The sequence below is a fragment of the Streptomyces sp. G7(2002) genome (assembly GCF_028870195.1).
In the GTDB taxonomy this organism is placed as follows: Bacteria; Actinomycetota; Actinomycetes; order Streptomycetales; family Streptomycetaceae; genus Streptomyces; species Streptomyces nigrescens.
This window is the reverse complement of record NZ_CP102609.1, coordinates 7,927,592-7,952,551: the sequence shown is the minus strand read 5'-3', so window position 1 is coordinate 7,952,551 and position 24,960 is coordinate 7,927,592. Positions and strand designations below refer to the sequence as shown.

Sequence of the window (24,960 nt, the reverse complement as noted above, 5' to 3'; positions counted from 1 at the left end):
ACCCGGCGGCCGCACCTCACCCCTCCGGCAGCGCGATCCGGGTCAGCAGGGCGATCAACTGCTCGCGTTCGGCCGGGGTCAGGGCCGCGGTCAGCTCCGCGTTGGCCTCGTCGCCGAGCTGCTGGGTGCGGCGCAGCCGCCGCCGTCCGTCGGCGGAGATCTCGACGGCGTTCTTGCGCCGGTCCTTGGGGTCGGGAGTGCGGGTCACCAGCCCGTCCTTCTGGAGGTCGTTGACGATCGCGACCATGTCCTTGGGGTCGATGGCCAGCGTCCGGCCGAGCTCCGCCTGGGAGACCGGACCGAGTTCGGCGACCGCCGAGAGGACGGCGTGATGCATCATCCGCATGCCTTCTGCGGCGAGGGCGTCGGCTACCAGGCGGTGGCCGCGGGCGGCGGCGCGGCCCAGCAGCCAACTGGGGAGCGCACGGATACGGCTGGGGGCGTACGGAGTGTCGGCCATGGGGCCATCGTAGCGAGAAAGCCATTGGAGAGCCCAATGAAAAAACCATTGGCCGCCCCAACGGTTCGTCGGTATCGTTGGGGAACCCAATGAAGCCTGGCCGGTACGCACCGGCTGCCGACCCTGGAGGTGCCCGCCCATGCGCCGCGTCCGATTCCATTCCTACGGCGGTCCCGACGTCCTGCGCGTCGAGGAGACGGCGGAGGAGCCGGTGCCCGGCCCGGGTGAACTCCTGGTGCGTACGGAGGCGATCGGCGTCACGCTGCCGTGCGTACGGCGGGTCCGCGGTGACGGCAACGGGGGCGGCGATCCGCTGCCCTCCATGCCCGGCGGAGAGATCGCCGGTACGGTCGTCGCGCTCGGCCCGGACGTCACCGGCTTCGCCCCGGGCGACCGCGTCACCTCGCTCACCTTCACCGGTTCCTATACCGAACTCGCCCTCGCGCCCGCCTTTCTGGCGAGCCGGATACCGGACGGGGCGAGCGCCGTGGAGGCGGTGGCGCTGGTGCGCAGCGGGCATGTCGCGCTCGCCGCGCTCAGCACCGCCGCACCGCGGGGCGCCGAGTCCGTACTGATCACCGGCGCGGCCGGCGCCACCGGGCATCTCGCCGTCCAACTGGCCAAGCTCCAGGGGGTGCCCCGGGTGGTTGCCGCCGTCAGCTCGGCCGCCAAGGCGGAGTTCCTCCGCGGGCTGGGGGCCGATGAGGTGGTGACCTATGACCAGGAGTCCTGGGGTGCACCGGCCGATATCGTCCTGGACGGCGTCGGCGGCGAGCTGCTGCCGCGGGCGCTGGCCGCGCTGGCTCCCGGCGGCCGGCTGATCTTCTTCAACTCCGGTGGCGGCACGGTCCCGGCGTATGAACTGCTGGCGGGCGACAAGACCATCACCGGGCTGACGATGCGCCGCTTCTCCACCGTCCAGCGGGAGCTGTACGAGGAGCACCGCGCACAGCTGTGGGAGCTGGCCGGGTCCGGCCGGCTGCGGGCCGCCGTCCATGCCGAACTGCCGCTGGACGAGGCCGCGAAGGCGCACGAGATCATCGAGGCCCGGGCCAATCTCGGCAAGGTGGTGCTGCGGCCATGAGATCCGGCGGGCGTATACGGCACATGCGGTGCGCCGGGCACACGCGGCACTCCCGGCCCCCGCAGCGCACCCGGCTCACCCGGCGCACCCGGCGCAGTACCTGCGAGCCGGGAGAGTGAATTCCGGCTGCGGCACGGAGAACCGGCGCATGCTCCTTGTCGCGGTCCGCACGCGGCAGTAGCTTCCGTCGCGATGCACATAGGACGTGGGATGTCCTGATGACCCGACGCCGATGCCTCGAAGGGCAGGCCGGACCATGACGTCAGTTCTCCGCGCACACCCCAGCCCCCGCAGCAGACCCCGGCGACGCCGCGTCGCGGCCCTGCTCGCCGCACTGACCGCCACCGCCGTCGCCCTCCTGCCGACCGCCCCCGTCCATGCCGCGCCGGACGGTGCGCCGGGCTCCTCCGCCGCCCCCGCCGGTGGATTCGACCAGCAGATCCTCTTCAAGGCGTCGCAAGAGAAGGGCTACTACTGCTTCCGTATACCGGCCGTCGTGCAGTCCACGCGCGGGACCCTGCTCGCGTTCGCCGAGGGCCGGCGGCACGACTGCGGCGACGCGGGCGATATCGACCTCGTCCTCAAGCGCTCCACCGACGGCGGCCGGACCTGGGGACCGCTTCAGGTCATCAACCGCGGAAACGGCGACACCCACGGCAATCCGGCGCCCATCGTGGACCGCCGCACCGGCCGTATCGTCCTTGCCGAGACCTACAACAAGGGCCGCACCGACGGCCTCAGCTGTGATGTCCCCTGCGATCGCACCCCTCATCTCCAGTACAGCGACGACGACGGCTCGACCTGGTCCCCGCCCCGGGACCTGACCGACAGCATCCGGCCTCCGCAGTGGAACTCCTGGTACGCCACCGGTCCGGTGCACGGCATCCAGCTCACCCACGGACGGCACGCGGGCCGGCTGGTGTTCAGCATGAATGCCGAGAGCTACGCGGACCACCGGGTCACCGCCAACCACGCCGCCCTGATCCACAGCGACGACGGCGGCGCCACCTGGAAGGTCGGCGCGCTGGACACCTGGCCCGTCGCGCCGGGTGGGACGTTCCGTCAAAAGCCCTCGGAGATGACCCTCCTGGAGCGCTCCGACGGCTCGGTCTACGTCAACGGCCGCGAACAGGACGGCACCGACCTGGGCCATCGCACCGCGGCGGTCAGCCGCGACGGCGGCGGCTCCTTCGTCGCACCGTTCCGCGCCCTCCCCGACCTCTACACCCCGATGGTGCAGGGCTCGGCGCTGCGCCTGCCGCACCCGAGCACCGGCCGCAGCCGCACCCTGTTCGCGGCACCCGCCGACCCCGACCGGCGCCGGACCATGACCATCCGCTCCTCCTATGACGAGGGCCGCACCTGGGAGAGCGCCGACCGCGGCGCCCGGGTCGCCACCGACTGGTCCGGCTACTCCGATCTGGTCGCCATCTCCCATGAGGTCACCGGCCTGATGTATGAGGGCGGCGCGGTCGACGCCCGGGACGAGATCCGCTTCGCCCGCTTCACCGAGGACTGGCTCGGCCCGCGGCGCGCCCCGGATCCCACGACCCGCGACACCGCCCCCGGCGCCCGGCCGGCGCTCGTCCTGGGCGGCGCCCGCGGCACCGACGGCCACTTCGGCCGGGCGCTGTCCTTCGACGGCACCGACGATGCGGTACGCCTCCCCTTCCGCCGCTCCCTCCCCCTGGGCACCGGCGAGTTCACCTGCAGCCTGTGGTTCCGCTATGACGCCACCACCGGTGAACAGCCGCTGCTGTGGATGGGCAGTGTGGGCACCAGGTCCCCGCAGGTCTCACTCGCGGGCGACCCCGCCCATGACCGGATCGTCGCCCGCCTCACCGCTGTCGACGGCGCCCAACCGCCCGCCACCGCCCAGGCGGTGACCAACGACGCCTACAACGACGGCAGCTGGCACCATTTGGCGCTGCGCCGTAGTGGCGGCCGGCTGCTGCTCACCGTGGACGGGGGCGAGACCACCGTCGCCCCCGGTGTCCCCGGGTCGGTCAGCCGCGGCTCGGTCTTCGGCGTCCACCTCGGCCAGAAGCCCGACAGCCGCGTCCAGTTCACCGGTGCACTGGACGAGGTACGCGTCTACCGGCGGGCGCTGACCGACGCCGAACTGTCCGGCGTACGGGCCGGCAACGCCCCGGCGAACGGCCCACTGGTCACGGGGCTGCCGCTGGACCGGGTGCGGGGAGGCGCGAAGAACTGATCAGCGAAGAACTGATCGGCGCGGCGGACGACAACATCCATGGCCTACCCTGACGCGACCGCGTCGGGGCGGGCCATGGGCGTCTTACGGACCGGGGCGGGCCCGCGGGGACCGGCACGCAGCCTGCCCCTGTCCCCCTGAACCCCGGGACCGCACGGGGCTCCGCTAACGCCGCTCCACGCTGGCCACCACATCCCCCGCGGCCTCCGTCACCGCCGCGCTTCCCGCGGCGGCGCCCGCCACTGCCGCCTCCGGGGCCGCGGACTCCGCGAAACGCTTCGCGAGGACCGCGCAGACCATCAGCTGCATCTGGTGGAACACCATCAGCGGCAGCGCCGCGAGCCCGGCCTGTGCGCCGAAGAGGACGCTGGCCATCGGGAGACCGGCCGCCAGGCTCTTCTTGGAGCCGGCGAAGGTGATCGCGATCCGGTCCGCCCGGTGGAAGCCGAGCTTCTTCGAGCCGTACCAGGTGGCGGACAGCATCACCGCGAGCAGCACGGCCTCCACCCCCAGCAGACACAGCAGCCGCAGCGCGGAGACCTGGTGCCAGATGCCCTGGACCATCCCGGCGCTGAAGGCGGTGTAGACGACGAGCAGTATCGAGCCGCGGTCCACGTAGCCGAGGGCCTTCTTGTGCCGGATGAGCCAGTTCCCGACCCACCGCCGCAGCAACTGCCCGGCGAGGAACGGCAGCAGGAGCTGGCAGACGATCGAGACCAGTGACCCGGCGGAGAAGCCGCCGCCGCCCCCGTGCAGGACCAGGCCCGCCAGCAGCGGGGTGACGACGATGCCCACCAGGCTGGAGAACGAGCCGGCGCAGATCGCCGCCGCGACATTGCCGCGGGCGATGGAGGTGAAGGCGATCGAGGACTGGACCGTGGACGGCACCAGGCACAGGAACAGCAGACCGGTGTAGAGGGTGGGCGGCAGGATCTGGGGGACCAGTCCGCGGGCGGCCAGGCCGAGTACCGGGAAGACGACGAAGGTGCAGGCCAGGACGGTGAGATGGAGCCGCCAGTGGCGCAGGCCGTCCATCGCCTCCCGGGTGGAGAGCCGGGCGCCGTAGAGGAAGAAGAGCAGCGCTACGGCTCCGGTGGAGGCACCCTCGGCGGCGGTGGCGGCCGGTCCGCGGGCGGGCAGCAGCGCGGCCAGGGCGACGGTGCCCACCAACGCCAGGATGTAACCGTCCACGGGCAGCCGGGACAGGAGCTTGGGCAGAGGGGGGCGGCGCATGGTCTCTCTTCGGTCGTTCGGCGGCTCGGGGCACGGTGGCCCGGGCGGGCACGGGGCCTGGGCGGGTCCTGTGGCCTTGGGCGGGTCCTGTGGCCTGGGCGGGCCCTGTGCCTGGGCCCTGTCCAGGGTGCCGTGAGCTGCAGCGATCGGGAACCCCTCTTACCGTGGTCACTGTTATTACAGTTGGCGATGAGCGCCCAGGGGCCGGCAGGCCCGAGGGCCGGCCAGGGACGGAGGGCCCGTGTTCGAACCCGCCCAGCTGCGCACCTTTCTCGCCGTGGCGCAGACACTGAGCTTCACCCAGGCCGCGCACCGGCTCGGGCTGCGGCAGTCGACGGTGAGCCAGCACGTACGGAAGCTGGAGGAGGCCGCCGGGCGCCGGCTGTTCGCCCGGGACACCCATGGCGTGGAGCTGACCGAGGACGGCGAGGCGATGCTCGGCTTCGCCCGCACGATCCTGGAGGCGAACGAGCGCGCCGCGAGCTTCTTCGCGGGCACCCGGCTGCGCGGCAGGCTCCGCTTCGGCGCCTCCGAGGACTTCGTGCTGACCCGGATGCCGGAGGTCCTCGAAGAGTTCCGGCGGGACCACCCCGAGGTCGATCTGGAACTGACCGTCGAACTCTCGGGGACCCTGCACGAGCTGGAGGCGGCCGGTCGGCTGGATCTCGTCCTCGCCAAGCGGCGCACGGAGGACTCCCGCGGACGGCTGGTCTGGCGCGACCGGCTGGTGTGGGTGGGGGCCGAGCGGCTGCGCCTCGATCCGCAGCGCCCGGTCCCGTTGGTCGTCTACCCGCCACCCGCGCTGACCCGCGCCCGTGCGCTGGAGGCGCTGGAGCGCGCGGGCCGGGAGTGGCGGATCGCCTGCACCAGCGGAAGCCTGAACGGACTGATTGCCGCAACCAGGGCAGGCCTGGGCGTTATGGCACATACGAGGGGCATGATTCCGCCAGGACTGGTCCAGATTCAGCCACGTGCCGGACTTCCGGAACTGGGCGGCGTGGATTTCGTTCTCCTGTACGGACAGCTCGACCGCGCGGCGCGGGGCCCTGCGGAGGCACTGGCCGACGCGATCCTCGCGGGCGGCGACCGCCTGCAGCTCCCCTGATCGGCGACAGGAGTCAGGACGGACCGGCTGATCCACTGTCACGTGCAGAGATTTGGTGCAGATATGGTCCCGGCGTCGTGATCGTCCGGCGTTGAACCGGCTGGATCATGTCCACGCTTCTCCGAAGTAACCCGTTTTCTCCAGTTGGCCAGTTCCTGTGCGGCCGTGTTCGCGACGTGGTACGGCTCTGCCGGATGCCGTCACGGTGGGGTACGGTCGCGGCCTTGTGAGCAACACCACGAGGAGCTGGGTCATTGCGCGAGTTCACCGTCCCGCCTCTGGCGACCGCGCCCCGGGTCGGCGGGCTGGCGGACGCCGTCTACGAGCACGCCGAATCCGACCCCGACCGCGTCGCGCTGGCGCGTAAGGACGAAGCGGGGAACTGGCAGAACGTCACCTCCGGCCAGTTCCGGGACGAGGTCATCGCACTGGCCAAGGGCCTGCTGGCCCAGGGTGTCCGGTTCGGCGACCGCGTCGGCATCATGTCGCGTACGCGCTATGAGTGGACCCTGTTCGACTTCGCGCTGTGGTCCATCGGCGTCCAGTCCGTACCGCTGTATCCAACCTCGTCGGCGGAGCAGGTCTTCTGGATGCTGCACAACGCGGGCGTCTCGGCATGCCTGGTCGAGCACGAGGACCACGCGATGACCGTCGGCTCGGTCATCGACCGGCTGCCGCAGCTGCGCAAGCTGTGGCAGCTGGACGCCGACCCGGTGGCCGAACTCACCGCGGCCGGTGCGCATATCGACGACGATGTCGTCCACCGCCACCGGATGGCCGTCACGCCGGACGCCACGGCGACGATCATCTACACCTCCGGCACCACCGGCCGCCCCAAGGGCTGTCTGATCTCGCACGCCAACTTCATGGCCGAGTCCGACAACATCGTGCTGCGCTATGAGAAGGTCTTCCACTCCAAGCCGGGCGACGAGGCGGCCACGCTGCTGTTCCTCCCGCTGGCCCATGTCTTCGGGCGGATGGTCCAGGTGGCCGCGATCCGTGGCCGGGTCAAGCTGGGCCACCAGCCCGAGCTGGCGGCCCGTGCGCTCCTGCCCGACCTGCAGACCTTCCAGCCCACGTTCATCCTGGCGGTGCCGTACATCTTCGAGAAGGTCTTCGCCGCGGCCCGGCGCCGGGCGGAGGCGGACGGCAAGGTGGGGCCGTTCGACAAGGCCGTCGAGATCGCGGTCCGTTATGCCGAGGCGCAGGAGCACAAGGCCTTCGGGACCGGATCCGGCCCCGGTGCCTCGCTGCGGATGCAGCACCAGTTCTTCGACAAGGTGGTCTACAGCAAGGTCCGGGCGGCCATGGGCGGCAGGGTGCGGCATGCGATGTCGGGCGGCTCGGCGATGGAGCGCCGGCTCGGGCTGTTCTTCGCCGGCGCCGGGGTGCGGATCTTCGAGGGCTACGGGCTGACGGAGAGCACCGCGGCCGCCACCGCCAACCCGCCCGAGCGGACCCGCTTCGGCACCGTCGGCACCCCCGTCCCGGGCACCACCGTGCACATCGCGGAGGACGGCGAGATCTGGCTGTACGGCGGGCAGGTCTTCCACGGCTACCACAACGACCCCAAGGCGACCGATGCCGTGCTGCACGACGGCTGGTTCTCCACCGGTGACCTGGGCGCGCTGGACGAGGACGGCTATCTGACCATCACCGGCCGCAAGAAGGAGATCCTGGTCACCTCCGGCGGCAAGACCGTCTCGCCGGTGGGCCTGGAGGAACGGGTACGGGCGCATCCGCTGGTCGCCCAGTGCATCGTCGTCGGCAACGACCGGCCGTTCATCGCCGCGCTGGTGACCCTGGACCCGGAGGCGGTCACCCACTGGCTGGCCATGCGCGACAAACCGGAGATGCCGGCCACCGACCTGGTGCGCGACCCGGACCTGGAGACCGAGATCCGGCGCGCCGTAGTCGCCGCCAACACGCTCGTCTCCCAGGCCGAGTCGATCCGTACGTTCCGGATACTGGCCAACCAGTTCAGCGAGGAACACGGGCTGCTGACCCCGTCGTTGAAGCTCAAGCGCAAGGCGATCGAGACGACGTACACGGCCGAGGTGGACGCGCTGTACCAGGCGTGACGGTCGGGGCGGCCGTGGGCGCCGGCCGGCACCGCGGCGCTCCCCCGTCCGGCGGACCCGGATCGTCCGCCGGTCGGACGCCGTCCGCGCCGCGGCCGACGAGGCTCCTGCCATGGATACCCGACGCCTCACTCTCCTCGGCCGGCTCGCGGTCGTCGCCTGTGTCCCGTACCTCGCGCTCAAGCTGCTGTGGGTGCTGGGCTTCGACATCGGCGTCGTCGACAACCACCGCATCGGCCGCGCCGCCTGGATCACGGCCAATGTCGTCACCTTCCTCCTGGACGCCGTCGCCGCCGTGGTGGCACACACCCTCACCCGCCCGGCCGGCCGCCGCACCCCGGCCTGGCTGCTCGCCTTCCCGTTGTGGATGGCGTCAGGACTGCTCATCCCCTTGATGACGGGCCTCGTCGGCGGCAGCGTCACCGCCCTGGTCACCGGCGCCCGCAACCCGCTGTCCGCCGGCGACTTCCTCGCCCCGTGGGTGTTCGGCGTCGTCTACGGCGGCTTCGCCGTCGAGGCCGTCACCCTGCTCGGCGCCTTCGCGCTGTACGCACACCAGCGCTGGGGCGGTCTGCTGCGGCGCCCGCTGCGCGCGCTGCCGGACACCGGCACCCGGGCGGTGCAGCGGATCTTCCTGCTGCCCGCCGCGGTGCTGCTCGCGGCGCTGGGCACCGTCCACATCCTCTGGGGCGCGGGCTCGACCCTGGGTGTGGCGGCGCCCGATGTGGCCGCCCGTACCGTCATCAGCTCCGCGTCGGACTGGGCCGCGGGCCTGCTCTCGCTCGCCGGCGCCGCCGGGCTGCTGCTGCTGGTCCTGCCGGGCCCGCTGCCCCGGCTGAGGGTCCGTACGCCGCTGGTCCTGGCCTGGTCCGGCAGTGCCGCGGCCTTCGCCTGCGGTGGCTGTCTGTGGCTCGGGCAGGCGGTTGCCGACGGCCTCTCCCCCGGCGCCTCCGCGGTCCCCGAGGGGCTCCCGGGGCTGGTCGGGGCCCTGGAACTGTGTGCCGGACTCACGGTGCTGTGCGCCGGGGCGTTCGCGCTCTGCGAACTCACCGCCGCGACCCGCTCCGCACCCGCGGCCGCGGGCGGTCACCCGGCCCCGGCCACGGCGCACGCCCGGGAAAGCGACGCAACTCCTGCATCCCGTCCCGCCGCACGGGAATGCGCGACAGCGGATGATCGTTGACATCCCTGAAGACGAATGCCGACGTAAGGATCGATTCCCCCGTGAGCAAGGTTCCGTCCATCACGCTCAACAACGGCGTCGCGATGCCGCAGCTCGGCTTCGGCGTCTGGCAGGTCGAGGACGAGCAGGCGTTCAGCGCCGTCGGCCAGGCCCTGGACGCCGGGTACCGCAGCATCGACACCGCGGCGATCTACGGCAACGAAGAAGGCACCGGCAAGGCGCTCGCCGCCTCCGGCATCGACCGTGACGAGCTCTTCGTCACGACCAAGCTCTGGAATGCCGACCAGGGCCACGACGCGACGCTCCGCGCGTTCGACACCTCCCTGGCCAAGCTCGGCCTGGAGTACGTCGACCTCTATCTGATCCACTGGCCGCTCCCGTCCAAGGACACGTACATCGAGACGTACAAGGCGGTGGAGAAGCTCTACGCGGACGGCCGCGCCAAGGCCATCGGCGTCTCCAACTTCCTGACCGAGCACCTGGAGCGGCTGCTGGGCGAGACCTCCGTCGTCCCGGCCGTCAACCAGATCGAGCTGCACCCCCAGTTCCAGCAGGCCGCCTCCCGCGCCTTCCACGCCCGGCACAACATCGTGACCGAGGCCTGGTCGCCGCTCGGCCAGGGCAAGGGCCTCCTGAAGGACCCGACGATCGCGGAGCTCGCCGCCAAGCACGGCAAGACCCCCGCCCAGGTCGTGCTGCGCTGGCACCTCCAGCTCGGCAATGTCGTCATCCCGAAGTCCGTCACCCCCTCGCGCATCGCCGAGAACATCGACGTCTTCGACTTCGAGCTGGATGACGCGGACCTCTCCGCGCTGGCCGGCCTGGAATCCGGCAAGCGGCTCGGCCCGGACCCGGCCACCTTCGACGTGGCCTGATCCGCTGCCCGTCCCGGCGCCGCCCGGCTCCTCCGGGCGGCGCCGCGGTGCATCCGAGTGGCGGGCTCGGCGGACGGCGGTGAGTGTGGAGGGTGAGTGTGGGGTGGCTCCCGAGGCGTGCCGACCGGGGCCGGTACCCCTCCGCGTTCCGCTCCTCCCCCGTGCCTGAAGGGTCTGGGAGGTGCCCCATCGAGGAGGCCTTGATGCCTGAAGTCACAGCTCCCTACCAGCCCGGGACGCCCTGCTGGATCGACCTCGCGGCCCCTGACCAGCAAGCGGCCATCGACTTCTACTCCCAGGTCTTCGGGTGGACGGGAGAGATCGGGCCCCCCGAGACCGGCGGCTACGCGGTGTGTGAGCTCCACGGCAAGCCGGTGGCCGGCATCATGGCCGCGGTGCCGATGGGCGGCCAGCCCGCGCCGCCGACCGTATGGACCACCTATCTGGCGGCCGCCGACGCGGATGCCACCTCCCAAGCCGTGCGGGGTGCCGACGGCACGGTCCTGATGCCCGTCATGGACGTGATGACGCTCGGCAAGATGTGTATCGCGGCCGACCCCACCGGCGCGGTGTTCGGCGTCTGGCAGGCCATCGACTTCCCCGGCGCGGGCATCGTCAACGAGCACGGCGCGCTGATCTGGAACGAGCTCAACACCACCGACCCGTCCGCCGCCGCCACGTTCTACAAGGCCGCCCTCGGCATCGAGAGCTCCCCCATGGAAGGCGCCGACAACTACTACTCCCTGGTGGTGAAGGACCGTCCGGTGGGCGGAATGCAGCCGATGTCCGAGCAGATGCCGTCCGACACCCCCTCACACTGGCTCGCGTACTTCTCGGTGGCGGACACCGATGAGACGGTCGACAAGGTGACCGCGGCCGGCGGCGCGGCGCTGCAGCGGCCCTTCGACATGGTTGCCGGCCGGATGGCCGTGGTGAGCGATCCGCAGGGCGCGACCTTCGCCGTCATCCATCCCAAGCCGATGGATCAGGGCTGATCCGGGCGGAGACGGCAGGCCGGCGCACGGGCGCGGGGGCGCCGGCCGCCGCCCCGTGGGCTACTGCGCCCGTGCCGTGTGGACGGTCTGCGCCGACAGGAAGAAGGCGTCGGGGCGGCGGGTGATACCGGCGGCGTCCTCGGGATCGGTGAGGCGGGCGAGGGTGGCGAGGTCGTCCTCGTCGAAGCGGTCGCCGTACATGTCGCGCGCCTGGGTCAGGTTGGCCACGACGTAGGCGCGGGCACCGGCGGACAGCGGGGCCGGCAGATCCAGCAGGAAGCTGCGGGTCCGCGGGGTGCGCAGACCGGCGTCGGCGAGGAAGGCGGGCCAGTCCTCGGTCTCGTCGGCGGCGTCGGGCAGCGCCGCACGCATCTCGGTGAACCACTCCTCGCCGGCCGCGTCGAGCCGGGACTGCAGCCCCGGGCGGCCGATACCGAGGTCGCGCGGCAGAAAGCGCGGGGCGAGACCGCCCTCGGCGATGGCGAGCAGTCCGCCGGGCCGCAGATGCCCGGCCAGGGCGGCGACCGCGGCACGCTGGTCACCGATGTGGTGCAGGGCCTTGCTCGACCAGATGAGATCGGCGCCGCCGAGGGCGTCGAGTCCGTCCGGGAGCTCGGCGGGATGGGTGTGGACCCGGTCGCCGAGGCCGAGGCGGACGGCCCGGTCGCGGGCCCGCTCCAGGAGTGCCTCGGTCGCGTCCACCGCGACCACCTCGGCGTCGGGGAAGGCGCGGGCCAGCAGACAGCTGACGACGCCGGGCCCGCTGCCGATGTCGAGCACTCTGCGCACTCCGCCCGAGCCGGGGCCGGGCGCGCCGGTGGCCGGCTCACGCAGCCAGTCCGCGACCTGTTCGTAGAGCGGTGTGTACAGCTCGGCGCCCCGTTCGAGGTGCGGGCCGAGCACCTCCCAGTCGAGGTGGGCGCTGTCGTGCGGGTGGTGGTGCCCGGGGCCGGGCCGGTCGGGGTTGCTCATGCTCCGAGCCTCCGTGACGGATGGTGCGCATGCAATCTTCCTTGCCGGGCCGGCAACCCCAGGTTCCCGCGGGAGAGCGGGTGATCGTAGGGTCTTGGCCTGTGGCTACTCCGGGATGGATGCCGCCGACGGATACCGAGCGGCGGCTGTGCGAAGCAACGGCACGTGGGGACTGGGACGGTCAGGTCGCGGCGATCGCGGGTGAGGATCTGTATTTGGCGGTCCCGCAGCAGGGTCAGGACCCGCTGCCCGTCTACGACGACCCGGCGGCGGGCGGTAAGTGCATTCCCGTCCTGACCCGCGGCATGCTGCCGCCGTGGCAGGCGCAGCAGTTCTTCGACCGCGTTTCGGTGGAGGAACTGGCGCAGGACTGGCCGAACGACAAGTGGCGGCTCGCGGTGAACCCCGGGACGCCGTGCGCCGCGTACCTCGCCGCGTCACGCACCCACCGCGCCGGCTGGCTGCGGCTCCGCGCCCAGGGCGGGGTGCGGCCCGGCGGAATGCTCGTCACGCACTACGGCGGTCCGCTGCACGGCCCCGTCGCCCAGGGGCTGGCGTGCGGGGCGCCGATCGCGGTGCACCACAGCGTGCCGTGGAACGAACTCGGTACGGCCTTCCTCGACCACGCCGCGGACGCGCAGACCCTGCGCGACCAGTGGTCGGTGACCGACCCCGCCAGTTGGCAGCAGCGTCTGGACCAGCTGCTCGGCGGGCAGTTCGTCCCGGCGGAGACCGAGACGGCGCTGCGCGCACGCGCCCGGGCTGCCGAGGGCCAAAAGGACGCGGCCGGCGAGGAGCCGGAGGCCGCGGGCTCCCCGGACGCCGCGGACACCCCCGCCGTCCCCGAGCTCGTGACCCGCTACGAGGAGCGGTTCCGCACGGACGGGCTGCTGCCGGCCGGCGGCAGGGTGGTGTCCCTGGTCGCGCTGGACCATGCGCATGCCGTCAATCTCGTCCGCTGGGGCCTGGGCGCCCGGCTGTGCGCACCGCACCAGGCCGAGCAGGCCGTGCAGCAGGTCATCGCGCGGACCAGGGAGGTGTACGGCTCGTGGGAGGAGTTCGCCGCGGGCTATGCCCTGGGCCGGATGCTGGCGTTCGACAACGGCTGGTTCGGGCCGCAGTACGCGGAGGCGGTGCATCTCCACCGCGTCCTCACCCAGGACCCGTCCTCGCCGTGGCGCGGGCTGCCCTTCGCCTGACCCTCGGGCGCCGCGGCGGGCGGCTCGCGAGGCAGCGGTTCGGTGTAGACGTAGGGCATGGATGTAGCGCTCTGCCTGTTCAGCTCCGACCTCCGGCTGCACGATCAGCCGGTGCTGCATGCCGCGCTGCGGGCCGCGCCACAGGTGGTACCGCTGTTCGTCGTCGACACGGGAATCGCCGGCGCCGGGTTCATGGTGCCCAACCGGGCGGCGTTTCTGGCCGATGCGCTGGCGGATCTGGATGCGGGGCTGCGCGAACGGGGCGGTCGGCTGGTCATCCGTACGGGGGACGTGGTCACCGAGACCTGCCGGGTTGCCGCGGAGACCGGGGCCGGGGAGGTGCACCTCGCGGCCGGGGTGAGCGGTTACGCGCTGCGCAGGGAGCGGCGGCTGGGCGCGGAGCTGGCGGCGGCGGGGCGTTCCCTGGTGGTCCATGACGCGGTGATCACCGCGCAGCCGCCCGGCGCGGTGCTGCCCTCCGGCCCGGGCAAGGACCACTTCGCGGTCTTCACCCCGTATTTCCGGCGCTGGCAGGCCGCGGGACGGCGTTCGGTGCTGCCCGCGCCGCGCTCCGTACGGGTCCCCGCCGAGGTGCGGTCCGAGAAGCTGCCGTCCGCGCAGGTTCTGTGCCCGGACGGCGAGCCGTCGCCCGCGCTGCCGGAGGGCGGCGAGCGGGCGGGGCGCCGCCGGTTCGGGGCCTGGCAGCGGTCGGGAATGGCCGACTATCAGGACCGCCAGGACGATCTGCCCGGCGATGCCACCTCGCGGCTGTCGCCGTATCTGCACTTCGGATGCCTCTCGCCGGTCGAGCTGGTGCACAAGGCGTCCGGCCGGAGCGACGCCGGTGCCGAGGCCTTCGTACGGCAGCTGGCCTGGCGGGACTTCCACCATCAGGTGCTGGCGGCCCGGCCCGGTGCGGCACGCGCCGACTACCGCACCAAGGGCGACCGCTGGCGCTATGACGGCGCCGAGGTGACGGCCTGGAAGGAGGGCCTTACCGGCTATCCGGTGGTCGACGCGGGGATGCGGCAGCTGCTGCACGAGGGGTGGCTGCACAACCGGGCCCGGATGCTGGTGGCGAGCTTTCTGACCAAGACGCTGTATGTGGACTGGCGGGTGGGCGCGCGGCACTTCCTAGACCTGCTGGTGGACGGCGATGTGGCGAACAACCAGCTCAACTGGCAGTGGGTGGCCGGGACCGGCACCGATACCCGGCCCAACCGGGTGCTGAACCCGCTCGTCCAGGCCCGGCGGTTCGATCCCGAGGGCGCCTACGTACGGCGCTGGGTACCCGAGCTGGCGGGGCTCGCGGGCCCGGCGGTGCACCAGCCGTGGAAGCTGTCCGGGCCCGAGCGCGCGGCGTACGACTATCCGGATCCCGTGGTGGACCTGGCGGACGGGCTGGTGCGGTTCAGGCGGGCGCGCGGGCTGGAGTGAGCGGGGCACCGGACGGCCGTGTGTCGTGGGCGGCGGCCGGGCCGGGAGATGATGCAGGGCGGACCGACGGAGAAAAGGACGGATACGACATGGGCGGGAGCGGTATGCGCCGCGAGCTGGACCGGACACTGCTGGACCGGGCACTCGGGGCGGCGGGGCCGAGGCAGCCGGCCGCGCTGCCGACCTGGGCCCAGTGCCGTACCGCGCTGCGCCGTACGCCACTGTCCGTGTGGCACGACGATGTGACGGACTGGGCCGCGAGCCTGACGTACTACTCGGTGCTGGCGCTGCTGCCGTCGCTGATCGTCACGGTGTCGCTGATCGGTCTCGCCGATCCGCCGGCCACCGAACAGCTCATCAACCAGATCAGTTCGCTCGCCCCGGCCGAGGCGGGCCCGACCGTCCACCGGGCGCTGGTCGGCATGGCGCAGCAACAGACCGCCGCGTGGGTGGTGGTGGGCGGCGCCCTGATCAGCGCGCTGTGGTCGTCCTGCAGCTATCTGGCGGTGTTCCGCCGTGCGCTGCACGCCATGCACCGCACGAAGGACGACCGGCCGCCGTGGCGGAAGGCGCCGCGCATCCTGTGCACGGCGCTGCTGCTGATGGCGCTGCTGATCAGCAGCGCGGTGGCGCTGCTGGTGAGCGGGCCGATCGCGACCGCACTGGGCCGGGCCGTGGGGCTCGGGGAGGCGGGCGAGGCGACCTGGAACGTGCTGAAGTGGCCGCTGCTGCTGCTCCTGGCCACGGTGCTGGCGATGGTGCTGTTCCGTTCCGGACCGCCCAGTTCCCGCGGTGTGCGCAGGGCGGCCCCCGGCGGCGTGGTCGCCGTGCTCCTCTGGCTGATCTCCTCCGCCGGATTCGCCCTCTACGCCTCGTACGTCGGCACCTTCAACCGGCTCTACGGCTCGCTCGCGGGGCCGGTGGTGTTCCTGATCTGGCTGTGGTTCTCCCATCTGTCGCTGCTGTCCGGCGCCCAGTTCAATGTGGAACTGGCACGTGCGGGGCGCGTGGTACGGCCCCGCACCGGCAGCTGAGCCCGCGCCGGGTCAGCGCACCCCGTGGCCCGGCGCGATCTCCTCGATACGGCGGGCGAGACCGAAGTCGAGGTGGGTGATCCGGCCGCCGATGCTGTGGGTGTTCACCGCGATGTCGATCCGGTTGTAGCCCAGGGTGAGATCGGCATGGTGCCCCAACTCCTCCTGGATCTGCGCGATGTGGAGGACCATGGCGGCGGCCGGAAAGTGCCCGTGGAAGAGGTAGTGCCGGCGCAGCTGCTCACCCTCCACGGACCATCCCGGCAGCTCCGCGAGACGCTCCTCGACCTCCGTCGCGCTGAGCGGTTCCACCTGAGCATTCATCGCGCTCGCCTCTCGCCGTGTGCCGGCACCGATGAGCCGGCTCCCGATACGTATCACTGTCCGGCCGCCGCCTCCTGCCGCGCCGGCCACACCACTCCCACCCTGGCACGCCGCCGCCCCTTTCCCCCGTAACGGCAGCACGGCACCCACCCCCTCCCGTCCGGGCCCCCGCCCCCGGCTCGTTCCCCCAGCTCGACCTGCCCGCATCCCCACCCCTCGGCTACCGTCCCTCCCATGACAACTGCTGCGGCGTCCTCGCCGGAGACGACCACGGGCGTGGGCACACTGTTGCGCGAATGGCGCGGCCGGCGCCGGATCAGCCAGCTGGAGCTGGCGCTGCGCGCCGACTCCTCCGCCCGCCACATCAGCTTCATCGAGACCGGCCGCTCCCGCCCGAGCCAGGAGATGGTCCTCCGGCTCGCCGAACATCTCGACGTCCCCGTACGGGAGCGCAACGCCCTGCTGATCGCGGCGGGCTACGCCCCGACCTTCCCGGAGACCCCGCTGGACGACCCCTCGATGGCCGCCCTGCGCTCCGGTATGGAACGCCTGCTGACCGGCTACGAACCGTTCCCCGCGCTGGTGGTCGACGGGACCTACCACGTCCAGGCGGCCAACCGCGGCATCAGCATGCTGCTGGAGGGCGTGGCCCCCTCGTTGCTGCAGCCGCCCCTGAACGCCATGCGGATCACCATGCACCCCGAAGGCCTGGCCCCCCGCATCCGCAACTACCGCGAGTGGCGCGGCCACCTTCTCTCCCAGATGGAGCGGCAGCTGGCCCTGATGCGCTCCGCCCCCCTGCGCGCGCTCTACGACGAGGTGCGCGCCTACCCCCTGCCACCGGGCGGCCGTGAGGTGGCGGCCTTCGGCGACCATGCACCCTTCGCACTGCCCATGGTGATCGAACACGACAACACCGTGCTGTCCTTCATCTCGACCATCGCCACCTTCAACACCCCCATGGACGTGACCGTCTCCGAACTGGCGGTGGAAACCTTCCTGCCGGCCGATCCGGAGACGGCGGCGTATTTGCGGGGCGAGGTGAGGTCGTAGCGCCGCCGGGTTCGGCTGCCGGACTCAAACAGCAGGCACCCGGTCCAGGAACCCCAGGACGGACCGGATCCGCCCGTCCTCCCCCAGCCGCATCACATCGAACCCGGCCACCGGCGCCGCCCCGTCCACCACACTGACCAACTCCCACCCGAACCGCGCAATGTCGTGGTGCCCGTCCACCTCACCCAGCTGCCGGAACTCATAACCGGGGAACTGCGCGTGGGCCCCGGCGATCGCGGCCACCAGCCCGTCATGCCCCACGACATCGGCCAACGGATCGGTATAGGTGACGTCCTCACAGAACGCCGCCCCAACGGCCTTGCCCAACGCCCCCTCCTCGCGCGCATTCCACGCCTCGAAGTACCGCGCAACGGCAACCGTGTACTGGTCGCCGGCGTTAGGCGCCTGCTGAGCGACCTGCTCCTGATGCTGCGTCATGACGTACTCCCACTCCTCGTCATCCATCACGCGTGATGCGTCATGCGTGAATGCGTGATGCCCGAACAGCACCACTGCCTGGCACCGATCCACGGGCCGGAGTGCGCCGGCCCGTGAACCGATGCCTTCACCTTGCCGGGTGGTGGGGTGGGGGTCGATTACGCGGGAGGTAATGAGAGAAGGGGGCCAGGCACATGCCTACGCGGCGCGCGGGGATCTCGCTCAGCTGTGATAGCGGATGTAGCCGTTGCCGTCGGAGTCGGAGCCGCTCTTCGTGTAGGCGTGGACATCCGAGCGGCTGCCGGAGGGCTTGTACAGGTAGATCGTGTCGCGGTCGTTGTTCCACATGAAGTTGCAGTTGTCGCGGTAGACCACGTTGTACGTGTCGCTGTCGGTGCCGTGGCCGCCACGGAGCTTCACGTAGTCGCCGGGCTGGAGGTAGTGGCTGGCGGTGAAGGTGAAGCGATTGCCGGTGGCGTCCTTGACGACATAGCCCTTGAGGTTGATGGTCGCCGAAGACGAGTAGTTCTTGATCGTCAGGTACTCCTCGTCGGTGTTGCCCGAGGAGCAGCTGTTGGAGTCCCGACCGGGCGCGTCGTACTGGACGCCGCGAATCTTCAATGCTGAGTGGTATTCCGCGGCCTGAGCCGGGGCGGCGGCGAGAAAGGACAGCGCGCCGGCAGTGACAGCGGCGGCAGCAGCGACGACAGGACGCTTACGCAAGAGAGATCCCCTCCACAGTTTGACGAATTCGTGTTGCATGTGGAGGACTGGCAACGGTCCACGATGGTTGCACGGTGAACAACAGTGACTGAACTCAACCGTAGGGGGTCGAAGTTTGCCCGTGGATGTACGTGGGAGCACGCCTCGCCAACGGCTCATGCGGGTCGCGAAGGGCGGGCCCAAAGGGAAGTCAGCCCGACGTACCCGGCCAGAGCCAATGAGCCGCGCGCCATGAAGTCGACCCACAAGTCGGTGAGTTCGGCGATGTTGCCTACCCGCAGGACGCCCCACAGGAAGGCGAGCGTGAGCGTGCCGGCCACGGTCAGGGCGAATGCGTAGCTGACGAGCGCTCCCCTGTTTCTGCCGAGCCAGCTGCCCAGAAGGCCTGAGGGAATTTGCACCATCACGTGGAAGGTCACGCAGGCGAGCAGGGCGGCCAGGAAGATCATGAACGGCGGCACGTCTGCTGTGGGATCGCCGGCCGGTGCCGCTCCATAGGCGTCCAGAGCCCACGCCGGCGGGACAAGGAAAGTGAGCGCCAGCAGCGCTCCACTCAGATGCATTGCGCCGAGGTGTACCGCCGTTCGGCGGAGCAGGAGCTTCGAGCGACTCGTCATCGAAGCCGGATGGTCGGACCCCGCAATCATGCAACCCCCATCTGAGCCTGGTCAGTTCTCCTCGTGCATCAGCAGTCAGTATGGTCTCGGCTTCTTTGATGAGCGGGTGCGGGGTGAGTCCGAACAGTCGTCGTCGCGATGCCTGCGCCGTGTTCGTGGCGTATCCAGCCCCACGTGAGCACGGTGCCGTCGGGCGGAACCGCCAAGCCGTGGGACGGACCGGCGGCGATGCGTTGCACTCCGGTCAGGTCCGCACACGGACGGCGGTGGAGCGGTTGGCGTTGCTGCCGTCGCCGAGCTGACCGTTTCGGTACGAGAAGCCCAGGTCACAGGGGAGGGACCGGCCCCCAGGAGTCGTGAACGTTGCGCAGAGCGTGGGGCGGCATAGCCTGGGGGGTATTGCCACGCTTGCCCCGGCCCCGTGCCGCTGGGCGGCATCCGGCGGCGACTGCGGCAAACCCGTGTCCGCCCGTGTCGAGCGGGTGGCCGGTGAGCGACGCCGACGAGAGGACAAGCCATGAGCACCCCGACACCCGACGAAAACGCGCCCCCGAGCGGGGCCTCGTCCCCCGAGGGAGCGCCGTCCGCGGCGGAGGCGGCGGATACCCAGGCCGCCCTGGTCGAACTCGCGAACAGTATGGCCCTGCTGCCGCAGGCACCGCCGGTCGAGGGCGAGGAGGCGCGTCCGGAGGGCGCCATCTCGCTGCCGGTGATCGAGCAGGACGGCAATCGGTACATCCCCGTCTTCACCACCGAGGACGCGCTGGTGGCGGCCGGGGGAGATCCCGGTGCCGCGCTCAGCATCCCCGTCGTCGAGCTGGCCGCGAACTGGCCGGCGGACGACCTGTGGCTGGCGGTCAACCCGTCCACCGAGGAGGGCCTCGCCCTTCCCCCCGACCTGGTGCGGGCGCTGCCCGTCTTCAGCCAGGGCAACGGCCAGGTCGACCTGTCGGGCCAGGCCGGTGCGGAGGGTGGTGGCGGCGCCGGGGAGCCCGGCCGGACACCGAACGGCGGATGATCCGCACACCCCGTCCGTCATGGACGACATGCACACCCCGCCCGGGCGCCCGGCACCCCGCCGCGGGGAGGCAGGCACCCCCCTGAGGTAGCGGTAACCCCCGGCTCGGTGCGGGGGTGGACCGGCTGTCGGGGCGGGGGCCGGGTCAGAAGACTCGTCGGTATGACGACGAGTCTTGAGTTCTTCCGTTCGGCCGGCGGTCCGGCGGCGTCCGCGGGCAGTGACTTCGCACGGCTGTCGCGCCGCATCGTGGCGGCGGGGCTGCTGCAGCGCCGGCCCGGCTACTACGCCGTGCGGCTCACTCTCGTGACGATGGCGTTCGCCGGTGGCTGGGTGGCGTTCTTCGCGCTGGGTGACAGCTGGTGGCAGATGGCCGTGGCAGCGTTCCTGGCGGTGGTGTTCGCGCAGGTCGCGCTGGTCACCCATGATGTGGCGCACCGTCAGGTGTTCCGCGGGCGCCGGCCTAGTGAGGTCGGTGGTCTGCTGTTCGGCAACCTCGGTGTGGGGATGTCGTACGGCTGGTGGATGAACAAGCACACCCGGCATCACGCCAACCCCAACCATGAGGAGCTGGACCCGGATGTCGCACCGGACATCCTGGTGTGGTCGCGGGACCAGGCGCGGGCCGCCACGGGGCTGCCCCGCTTCATCGGCCGCTATCAGGCGCAGCTGTTCTTCCCGCTGCTCACGCTGGAGGGGTTCAACCTACGAGTGTCGAGCATCCGGGCGCTGCGCTCCCCCACCATGAAGCACTGGGGAAGCGAGGCGGCGCTGTTGCTGACCCATATCGTCCTGTATCTCAGCGCGCTGTTCCTGGTGCTGTCTCCCGGTAGGGCGCTCGCCTTTCTGCTCGTCCACCAGGCACTCTTCGGTGTCTACCTGGGGTGCACCTTCGCGCCGAATCACAAGGGGATGCCGACGCTGACGGGCGGCGCCCGGCCGGACTTCCTGCGCCGTCAGGTGCTGACCTCACGGAACGTCCGGGGCGGGGCGCTGACCGACTTCCTGCTCGGCGGGCTCAATTACCAGATCGAGCACCACCTCTTCCCCAGCATGCCGACACCGCACCTGCGGCGTGCGCAGACGATCGTGCGGGCGTACTGCGCCGAGCTGGGTGTCCCGTACCACGAGACCGGGCTGATCAGGTCGTATGCGGAGGCGCTGCGGCACTTGCGGCGGGCGGGGGAACCGCTTCGTGGTCCGCGGGCGTAGGCAGCGAGGTCGCCGCCTCCTCCCCCTGGCGCGCCGTACGACGGGCCGCCATCCAGGCGTAGACGAGGATGCCGGCGAACAGGAAGAGCACGCCCTGGTAGATCGCGGCGTAGCCGGCGCCGGCGACGAGCCAGAAGGTGAAGCCGAAGGCGGTCAGGGCGAGGGTCAGATCGCGGGCGAAGCGGGCGGGGCGGACCTTCTCGCGGCGGCCGGTGAGCAGGAAGTAGACCTGGGCGCCGGCGGCGAGGAGGTAGGGCACGGTCGCCGAGAAGGTGGTGATCAGCACCAGGATCTCGAAGACGCCGCCGGAGCCGATCAGGTAGTTGATCACCGTGAGGGCGCTGGCCAGGACGACGGCGGCCAGGACTCCGAAGGTCGGCACACCGCGCCGCTTGGTCAGGAACGGTGCGGGGAACAGCCCGTCCTTGGCCGCGGCGTACGGGGACTGGGCGCTCATCAGGGTCCAGCCGTTGAGGGCGCCGATGATCGAGACGACGGCGGCGATCGCGACGACCGTGCCGCCCCAGTGCCCGCCGAACATCGCGTTCACCGCGTCGGAGAACGGCGCCTGGGACTTCACCAGCTTGTCGTGGGCGACGGTGCCGAAGACGGCGACGGTGCCCAGGAGGTAGACCACGGCGGAGCCGATGGTGCCGAGGACGGTGGCCCGGCCGACGTTCCGCTCCGGGTCGCGGACCTCGCCCGCGCTCATCGCGGCGGACTCCACACCGACGTAGGAGTAGAGCAGGATCGCGGCGGCCGCGGACATCCCGCCGAGCGCGCTGCCGCTGCCTTCGTGGAACGAGCCGAGGTTGGCCGGGTCGAAGAAGAACAGGCCGACGACGGCGATGAAGAGCAGCGGGATGAACTTGAGGACGGTGGAGACCGTCTGGACCAGGCCGACGTAGCGGGTGCCGGCGAAGTTGGCGAGGGCCGGCAGCCAGAGCGCGCCGAGCGCGATCGCGAGGTCGGTGGCGTCGGTGGGGCGGCCGGGGAGCAGGACATGGACGTAGCCGACGATGGCGACCGCGAGCGCCGCGTTGCTGACCCAGGTCATGGTCCAGTACGACCAGGCGGAGAGGAATCCGGCGAAGTCGCCGAACGCCTCGCGCGCGTAGACGTAGGGGCCTCCGGTGTCCGGGTGGCGCTCGGCGAGCCGGCCGAAGACCAGGGCGAGGGCGACGGCGCCGACGGTCAGTACGCCGAAGGCGACGAGGCTGACGGTGCCGAACGGGGCCACCGATGCCGGCAGCAGAAAAATGCCGCCACCGATGATGTTGCCCATCACTAGGCAGGTGGCGGTTCCCAGACCGAAGCGGCGCGTGTGCCGGTCGTCCATGGCGTGGTGGGCCTCTCGTCGTGCGCTGTGCACCCGGGGTTACCGAGCGGTGCTCATCGTCGGCGATCGGTGGCGTCCGCCAAAATCAACGGGATTTGTCCTGCGCGGCGGGGTCCGGGGGTGGAAAACCTTCGGGCGGACGCACTCCGCGCCGTAGTTCGTCCGCCGCGGGTCCCAGGGGCAGTTGTGGCCCCTCGGCCTCCCCCAGCCAGCGGCGGAGCACCCGGTGCACCTGTTCGGCGCCGGTCAGCGTCTCACCGTCCGGGGCCGGCGGGGTGAGTTCGGCGGGCCACAGGAGGAAGGGCCGGCTCTGGGCGCCGCCCAGCCCGCCGTGCGAGCCGATCTGTTCCTCGAAGGCGTGTACCGCGCCGGTCTCCGGGTCACAGGCGGAGTTGACCATGACGTCGGCGGCATGCGGGAAGCGGTCGGTGCGGCGTACGGCATCGGCCGCGCCGTCGCCGAACGGTGCCAGCGGGTCGGCGCCGATGAGGCGGCCGGTGTCGAGATGGTGCTCGGCGCCGGCCGGGCCGAGCACCACGGGGCCGTGCACCGCGGAGCGGACCAGCAGAAAGCCGATGCCGGGGTGGTTGGCGAGGGTGGAGAGCAGAGCGGGGTGTCTGCGGTCCAGTTCCTCGCGGGTGATCCGGCCGGGCACGTCGGGGAAGGACACCAGACCGAGGTTTCCGGAGGCCAGCACGAGGGGCTGGGAGGAGCCCGGGCCCGCCGTCCGTTCCGGGCGCTGTCCCGCGGCCTCCTCGGGGCGGTGCGGCGCGGCCTCCTCGGGGCGGTGCAGCGCGGCCCGCGCCGCCTCCCTGGCCTCGGCTCCGCTCGGCGTGCGTCCCGCGCGGCGGGGTACCGGCAGCCCGCAGCCGGCGCGGACGAGATCGCCCAGGCTCAGCCCGTAGCGCTCCAGGAACGTCGGGCCGTGGCTCTGGCCGTGGTCGGAGAGCAGCACGATGCGGTAGGGGCGCGGTGCGTGCCGGGCGGCCCTGGCGATCAGCGCGATGGCCCGGTCGAGGCTGCGCAGGACCTGGAGCGCATCGCGGTGGGCGGGCCCGGAGTGGTGGGCCACCTCGTCGTAGGCGACGAGGTCGGCGTAGATGGCGGTGCGGCCGGCGAGCAGGTCACCGATGACGGCCGCGACCACCACATCGCGCTCGACGACCGTGGCGAAGGCCCGGATGACGGGGTAGAGGCCGCCTCGGGTGACCCGCGGCAGTTCGCGGCGGAAACGGGTGCGCAGCGACTGGACGAGCTCGCGGACGACCTCGGCGGCGAAGGAGACGGCGGTACGGGTCGCATTGGCCGGGTCGGAGAAGTAGGCGAAGTAGCCGGCGCGGGAGCGGTTGTACCTGCCGCGCCGGGCCGCCACCGACATCACCAGGGCGACCTGGTCGGCGCCGCCGCTGAAGAGGTTGCCGCGGCTGGCGCCGTCGTAGGCGAGCAGTCCGCCGTCGCCGGTGCGCTCGATGGCGCGGCGCTGGAGTTCGGCGGCGCTGCTGGGCCGGTTGCTGACGACGACGGTGCGGGTGTCCTTCTCGTACCAGCGGAAGGCCGGTACGTCCTCGTTGCTGCCGTGCAGGAGGGCGAGCTGGCTGGCGCCGGTCTGGCTGGACCAGTCGGTGCGCCAGGGGGTGAGGCGGTGGCCGGCGCCGGTCCAGCGGGCGACGGTCGGCATCAGCGGCTGCTCGCCCCGGACGGCCTCGCACAGCAGGTCGTGGCCCACTCCGTCGAGCTGGAGGAAGACCGTGCCCGGGGAGGCCGGGCCGCGGGCGGGGCCGGCCCGGCGGCCGCGGCGGCGTCCGGCGAGCCGGACCAGTCTGCGGTGGTAGGCCTCGTCATTGCGCACCGCGAGGAAGGCGGAGGTGGCGGAGGAGGCGGCGGACATCACAGCCGCGACGATCACCGCGGTCTCCGGTGCGGCCTGTCCGCGCCCCTCGGGGATCAGATCGAGGGCGAGCAGCAGCAGGGAGCCGTTGAGGAAGAAGACCAGCAGTCCGAGGACGAGCGCCGGCACCAGCAGCAGGGCCCGCACGAGAACGGGCCACACCAGCGCGCTGAGCAGGCCGAACGCGCCGGCGCCCAGCGCGGCGGTGACAGCGGTGCGGGTGAGGCTGTCGCCGCCCGGCGACTGCAGCCGGAAGTCGGGCAGCAGCGCGGCGAGCGCGAGCAGGGTGAGGCTGGACACGAGCCAGATCGCGAGCACCCGGAACAGGGCACCGCTGAGGGCCTTCCACCGCGGCATCCGCACGCCGTTCCACCTCACCCTCCGGCCCGCCCCGGCCGTGCGGGCCTGCCGCCAGCATGGCACCAGGTGCCGCGGGCACAAGTGCTGCCCCGTATACGGCGTTGCACGCGCATCC

The 24,960-nt window shown here is 71.7% G+C and carries 22 protein-coding genes; 13 read left to right on the top strand and 9 right to left on the bottom strand.

Translation table 11 applies throughout. The annotated features are described in order from the left end of the window. Nucleotides 1–16: 16 nt before the first annotated feature. A complete protein-coding gene (locus NUT86_RS34120) occupies nucleotides 17–460 on the bottom strand; it encodes a MarR family winged helix-turn-helix transcriptional regulator (RefSeq protein ID WP_093645417.1) in 444 nt (147 codons plus the stop codon). A 139-nt stretch (nucleotides 461–599) separates the two neighbouring features. On the opposite strand from NUT86_RS34120, the gene NUT86_RS34115 reads away from it, so the two are divergent. Then, on the top strand, nucleotides 600–1,544 hold the full coding sequence (locus NUT86_RS34115) for a quinone oxidoreductase family protein (RefSeq protein ID WP_274739206.1): 945 nt from the start codon (nucleotides 600–602) through the stop codon (nucleotides 1,542–1,544). Nucleotides 1,545–1,800: 256 nt separating this feature from the next. Further along, nucleotides 1,801–3,759, top strand: coding sequence for a sialidase family protein (locus NUT86_RS34110; protein WP_274739204.1), 1,959 nt, complete (start codon nucleotides 1,801–1,803; stop codon nucleotides 3,757–3,759). A 165-nt stretch (nucleotides 3,760–3,924) separates the two neighbouring features. Here NUT86_RS34110 and NUT86_RS34105 read toward each other — a convergent pair whose 3' ends face one another. Next, entirely contained in the window at nucleotides 3,925–4,992 is a 1,068-nt protein-coding gene (locus tag NUT86_RS34105; RefSeq protein ID WP_274739202.1) for a bile acid:sodium symporter family protein, read from the bottom strand. Between the two features lie 241 nt (nucleotides 4,993–5,233). On the opposite strand from NUT86_RS34105, the gene NUT86_RS34100 reads away from it, so the two are divergent. From NUT86_RS34100 to NUT86_RS34080, 5 genes are all read left to right on the top strand, one after another. Next, the gene (locus tag NUT86_RS34100) at nucleotides 5,234–6,097 is read left to right on the top strand and encodes a LysR family transcriptional regulator (protein ID WP_018090532.1); all 864 of its coding nucleotides are present in this window, start codon (nucleotides 5,234–5,236) and stop codon (nucleotides 6,095–6,097) included. 254 nt (nucleotides 6,098–6,351) lie between these two features. Beyond that, nucleotides 6,352–8,178, top strand: coding sequence for an AMP-dependent synthetase/ligase (locus tag NUT86_RS34095; RefSeq protein ID WP_274739199.1), 1,827 nt, complete (start codon nucleotides 6,352–6,354; stop codon nucleotides 8,176–8,178). Nucleotides 8,179–8,290: 112 nt separating this feature from the next. After that, nucleotides 8,291–9,361 (top strand): hypothetical protein, encoded by a 1,071-nt coding sequence (locus NUT86_RS34090; protein ID WP_266442784.1) that lies wholly within the window; start codon nucleotides 8,291–8,293, stop codon nucleotides 9,359–9,361. A 41-nt stretch (nucleotides 9,362–9,402) separates the two neighbouring features. Next, entirely contained in the window at nucleotides 9,403–10,236 is an 834-nt protein-coding gene (locus NUT86_RS34085; RefSeq protein WP_159485106.1) for an aldo/keto reductase, read from the top strand. 203 nt (nucleotides 10,237–10,439) lie between these two features. Beyond that, entirely contained in the window at nucleotides 10,440–11,231 is a 792-nt protein-coding gene (locus NUT86_RS34080; RefSeq protein ID WP_018090528.1) for a VOC family protein, read from the top strand. Between the two features lie 60 nt (nucleotides 11,232–11,291). Here NUT86_RS34080 and NUT86_RS34075 read toward each other — a convergent pair whose 3' ends face one another. Further along, nucleotides 11,292–12,203, bottom strand: coding sequence for a class I SAM-dependent methyltransferase (locus NUT86_RS34075; protein WP_018090527.1), 912 nt, complete (start codon nucleotides 12,201–12,203; stop codon nucleotides 11,292–11,294). 119 nt (nucleotides 12,204–12,322) lie between these two features. Between NUT86_RS34075 and NUT86_RS34070 the strand changes: the two genes are divergently transcribed. The 3 genes from NUT86_RS34070 (at nucleotide 12,323) to NUT86_RS34060 (ending at nucleotide 15,873) form a co-directional block, all read left to right on the top strand. Continuing rightward, nucleotides 12,323–13,402, top strand: a complete 1,080-nt coding sequence (locus tag NUT86_RS34070) for a DUF1266 domain-containing protein (RefSeq protein ID WP_274739195.1) — start codon at nucleotides 12,323–12,325, stop codon at nucleotides 13,400–13,402. Nucleotides 13,403–13,459: 57 nt separating this feature from the next. After that, on the top strand, nucleotides 13,460–14,839 hold the full coding sequence (locus NUT86_RS34065) for a cryptochrome/photolyase family protein (RefSeq protein WP_274739193.1): 1,380 nt from the start codon (nucleotides 13,460–13,462) through the stop codon (nucleotides 14,837–14,839). 89 nt (nucleotides 14,840–14,928) lie between these two features. After that, complete coding sequence (locus NUT86_RS34060; RefSeq protein WP_018090524.1) at nucleotides 14,929–15,873, top strand: YihY/virulence factor BrkB family protein; 945 nt, start codon at nucleotides 14,929–14,931, stop codon at nucleotides 15,871–15,873. A gap of 12 nt (nucleotides 15,874–15,885) precedes the next feature. On the opposite strand, the gene NUT86_RS34055 is transcribed toward NUT86_RS34060, so the two are convergent. After that, nucleotides 15,886–16,197, bottom strand: coding sequence for a 4a-hydroxytetrahydrobiopterin dehydratase (locus NUT86_RS34055; RefSeq protein ID WP_026169787.1), 312 nt, complete (start codon nucleotides 16,195–16,197; stop codon nucleotides 15,886–15,888). A gap of 234 nt (nucleotides 16,198–16,431) precedes the next feature. Here NUT86_RS34055 and NUT86_RS34050 point away from each other — a divergent pair, with 234 nt between their 5' ends. Then, nucleotides 16,432–17,250 (top strand): helix-turn-helix domain-containing protein, encoded by an 819-nt coding sequence (locus NUT86_RS34050; RefSeq protein ID WP_159485112.1) that lies wholly within the window; start codon nucleotides 16,432–16,434, stop codon nucleotides 17,248–17,250. A 24-nt stretch (nucleotides 17,251–17,274) separates the two neighbouring features. On the opposite strand, the gene NUT86_RS34045 is transcribed toward NUT86_RS34050, so the two are convergent. From NUT86_RS34045 to NUT86_RS34035, 3 genes are all read right to left on the bottom strand, one after another. Then, nucleotides 17,275–17,688, bottom strand: a complete 414-nt coding sequence (locus NUT86_RS34045; protein WP_266442903.1) for a nuclear transport factor 2 family protein — start codon at nucleotides 17,686–17,688, stop codon at nucleotides 17,275–17,277. 222 nt (nucleotides 17,689–17,910) lie between these two features. Then, the gene (locus tag NUT86_RS34040) at nucleotides 17,911–18,450 is read right to left on the bottom strand and encodes a lamin tail domain-containing protein (RefSeq protein WP_446750801.1); all 540 of its coding nucleotides are present in this window, start codon (nucleotides 18,448–18,450) and stop codon (nucleotides 17,911–17,913) included. A gap of 116 nt (nucleotides 18,451–18,566) precedes the next feature. Continuing rightward, nucleotides 18,567–18,974, bottom strand: a complete 408-nt coding sequence (locus tag NUT86_RS34035) for an alpha/beta hydrolase (protein ID WP_229837920.1) — start codon at nucleotides 18,972–18,974, stop codon at nucleotides 18,567–18,569. Between the two features lie 571 nt (nucleotides 18,975–19,545). On the opposite strand from NUT86_RS34035, the gene NUT86_RS34030 reads away from it, so the two are divergent. Together NUT86_RS34030 and NUT86_RS34025 are read left to right on the top strand one after the other, a co-directional pair. Beyond that, nucleotides 19,546–20,046, top strand: a complete 501-nt coding sequence (locus NUT86_RS34030; protein ID WP_018090517.1) for an SseB family protein — start codon at nucleotides 19,546–19,548, stop codon at nucleotides 20,044–20,046. A 162-nt stretch (nucleotides 20,047–20,208) separates the two neighbouring features. After that, on the top strand, nucleotides 20,209–21,258 hold the full coding sequence (locus tag NUT86_RS34025) for a fatty acid desaturase family protein (RefSeq protein ID WP_148592194.1): 1,050 nt from the start codon (nucleotides 20,209–20,211) through the stop codon (nucleotides 21,256–21,258). Here NUT86_RS34025 and NUT86_RS34020 read toward each other — a convergent pair. Continuing rightward, complete coding sequence (locus NUT86_RS34020) at nucleotides 21,188–22,597, bottom strand: amino acid permease (RefSeq protein ID WP_274739190.1); 1,410 nt, start codon at nucleotides 22,595–22,597, stop codon at nucleotides 21,188–21,190. The genes NUT86_RS34025 and NUT86_RS34020 overlap by 71 nt on opposite strands. Nucleotides 22,598–22,682: 85 nt before the next feature. Further along, nucleotides 22,683–24,842 carry a phage holin family protein gene (locus NUT86_RS34015; RefSeq protein ID WP_274740720.1) on the bottom strand — a complete coding sequence of 720 codons (2,160 nt, stop codon included), beginning with the start codon at nucleotides 24,840–24,842 and terminating at the stop codon, nucleotides 22,683–22,685. Between the last annotated feature and the right edge of the window lie 118 nt (nucleotides 24,843–24,960).

Excerpts from the sequence above, each read along its gene's own strand:
- NUT86_RS34120 (WP_093645417.1), bottom strand. The coding sequence starts at position 460 with ATGGCCGACACTCCGTACGCCCCCAGCCGTATCCGTGCGCTCCCCAGT.
- NUT86_RS34115 (WP_274739206.1), top strand. The coding sequence starts at position 600 with ATGCGCCGCGTCCGATTCCATTCCTACGGCGGTCCCGACGTCCTGCGC.
- NUT86_RS34110 (WP_274739204.1), top strand. The coding sequence starts at position 1,801 with ATGACGTCAGTTCTCCGCGCACACCCCAGCCCCCGCAGCAGACCCCGG.
- NUT86_RS34105 (WP_274739202.1), bottom strand. The coding sequence starts at position 4,992 with ATGCGCCGCCCCCCTCTGCCCAAGCTCCTGTCCCGGCTGCCCGTGGAC.
- NUT86_RS34090 (WP_266442784.1), top strand. The coding sequence starts at position 8,291 with ATGGATACCCGACGCCTCACTCTCCTCGGCCGGCTCGCGGTCGTCGCC.
- NUT86_RS34080 (WP_018090528.1), top strand. The coding sequence starts at position 10,440 with ATGCCTGAAGTCACAGCTCCCTACCAGCCCGGGACGCCCTGCTGGATC.
- NUT86_RS34075 (WP_018090527.1), bottom strand. The coding sequence starts at position 12,203 with ATGAGCAACCCCGACCGGCCCGGCCCCGGGCACCACCACCCGCACGAC.
- NUT86_RS34070 (WP_274739195.1), top strand. The coding sequence starts at position 12,323 with ATGCCGCCGACGGATACCGAGCGGCGGCTGTGCGAAGCAACGGCACGT.
- NUT86_RS34065 (WP_274739193.1), top strand. The coding sequence starts at position 13,460 with ATGGATGTAGCGCTCTGCCTGTTCAGCTCCGACCTCCGGCTGCACGAT.
- NUT86_RS34060 (WP_018090524.1), top strand. The coding sequence starts at position 14,929 with ATGGGCGGGAGCGGTATGCGCCGCGAGCTGGACCGGACACTGCTGGAC.
- NUT86_RS34055 (WP_026169787.1), bottom strand. The coding sequence starts at position 16,197 with ATGAATGCTCAGGTGGAACCGCTCAGCGCGACGGAGGTCGAGGAGCGT.
- NUT86_RS34050 (WP_159485112.1), top strand. The coding sequence starts at position 16,432 with ATGACAACTGCTGCGGCGTCCTCGCCGGAGACGACCACGGGCGTGGGC.
- NUT86_RS34045 (WP_266442903.1), bottom strand. The coding sequence starts at position 17,688 with ATGACGCAGCATCAGGAGCAGGTCGCTCAGCAGGCGCCTAACGCCGGC.
- NUT86_RS34040 (WP_446750801.1), bottom strand. The coding sequence starts at position 18,450 with ATGCAACACGAATTCGTCAAACTGTGGAGGGGATCTCTCTTGCGTAAG.
- NUT86_RS34035 (WP_229837920.1), bottom strand. The coding sequence starts at position 18,974 with ATGCATCTGAGTGGAGCGCTGCTGGCGCTCACTTTCCTTGTCCCGCCG.
- NUT86_RS34030 (WP_018090517.1), top strand. The coding sequence starts at position 19,546 with ATGAGCACCCCGACACCCGACGAAAACGCGCCCCCGAGCGGGGCCTCG.
- NUT86_RS34025 (WP_148592194.1), top strand. The coding sequence starts at position 20,209 with ATGACGACGAGTCTTGAGTTCTTCCGTTCGGCCGGCGGTCCGGCGGCG.
- NUT86_RS34020 (WP_274739190.1), bottom strand. The coding sequence starts at position 22,597 with ATGGACGACCGGCACACGCGCCGCTTCGGTCTGGGAACCGCCACCTGC.
- NUT86_RS34015 (WP_274740720.1), bottom strand. The coding sequence starts at position 24,842 with ATGCCGCGGTGGAAGGCCCTCAGCGGTGCCCTGTTCCGGGTGCTCGCG.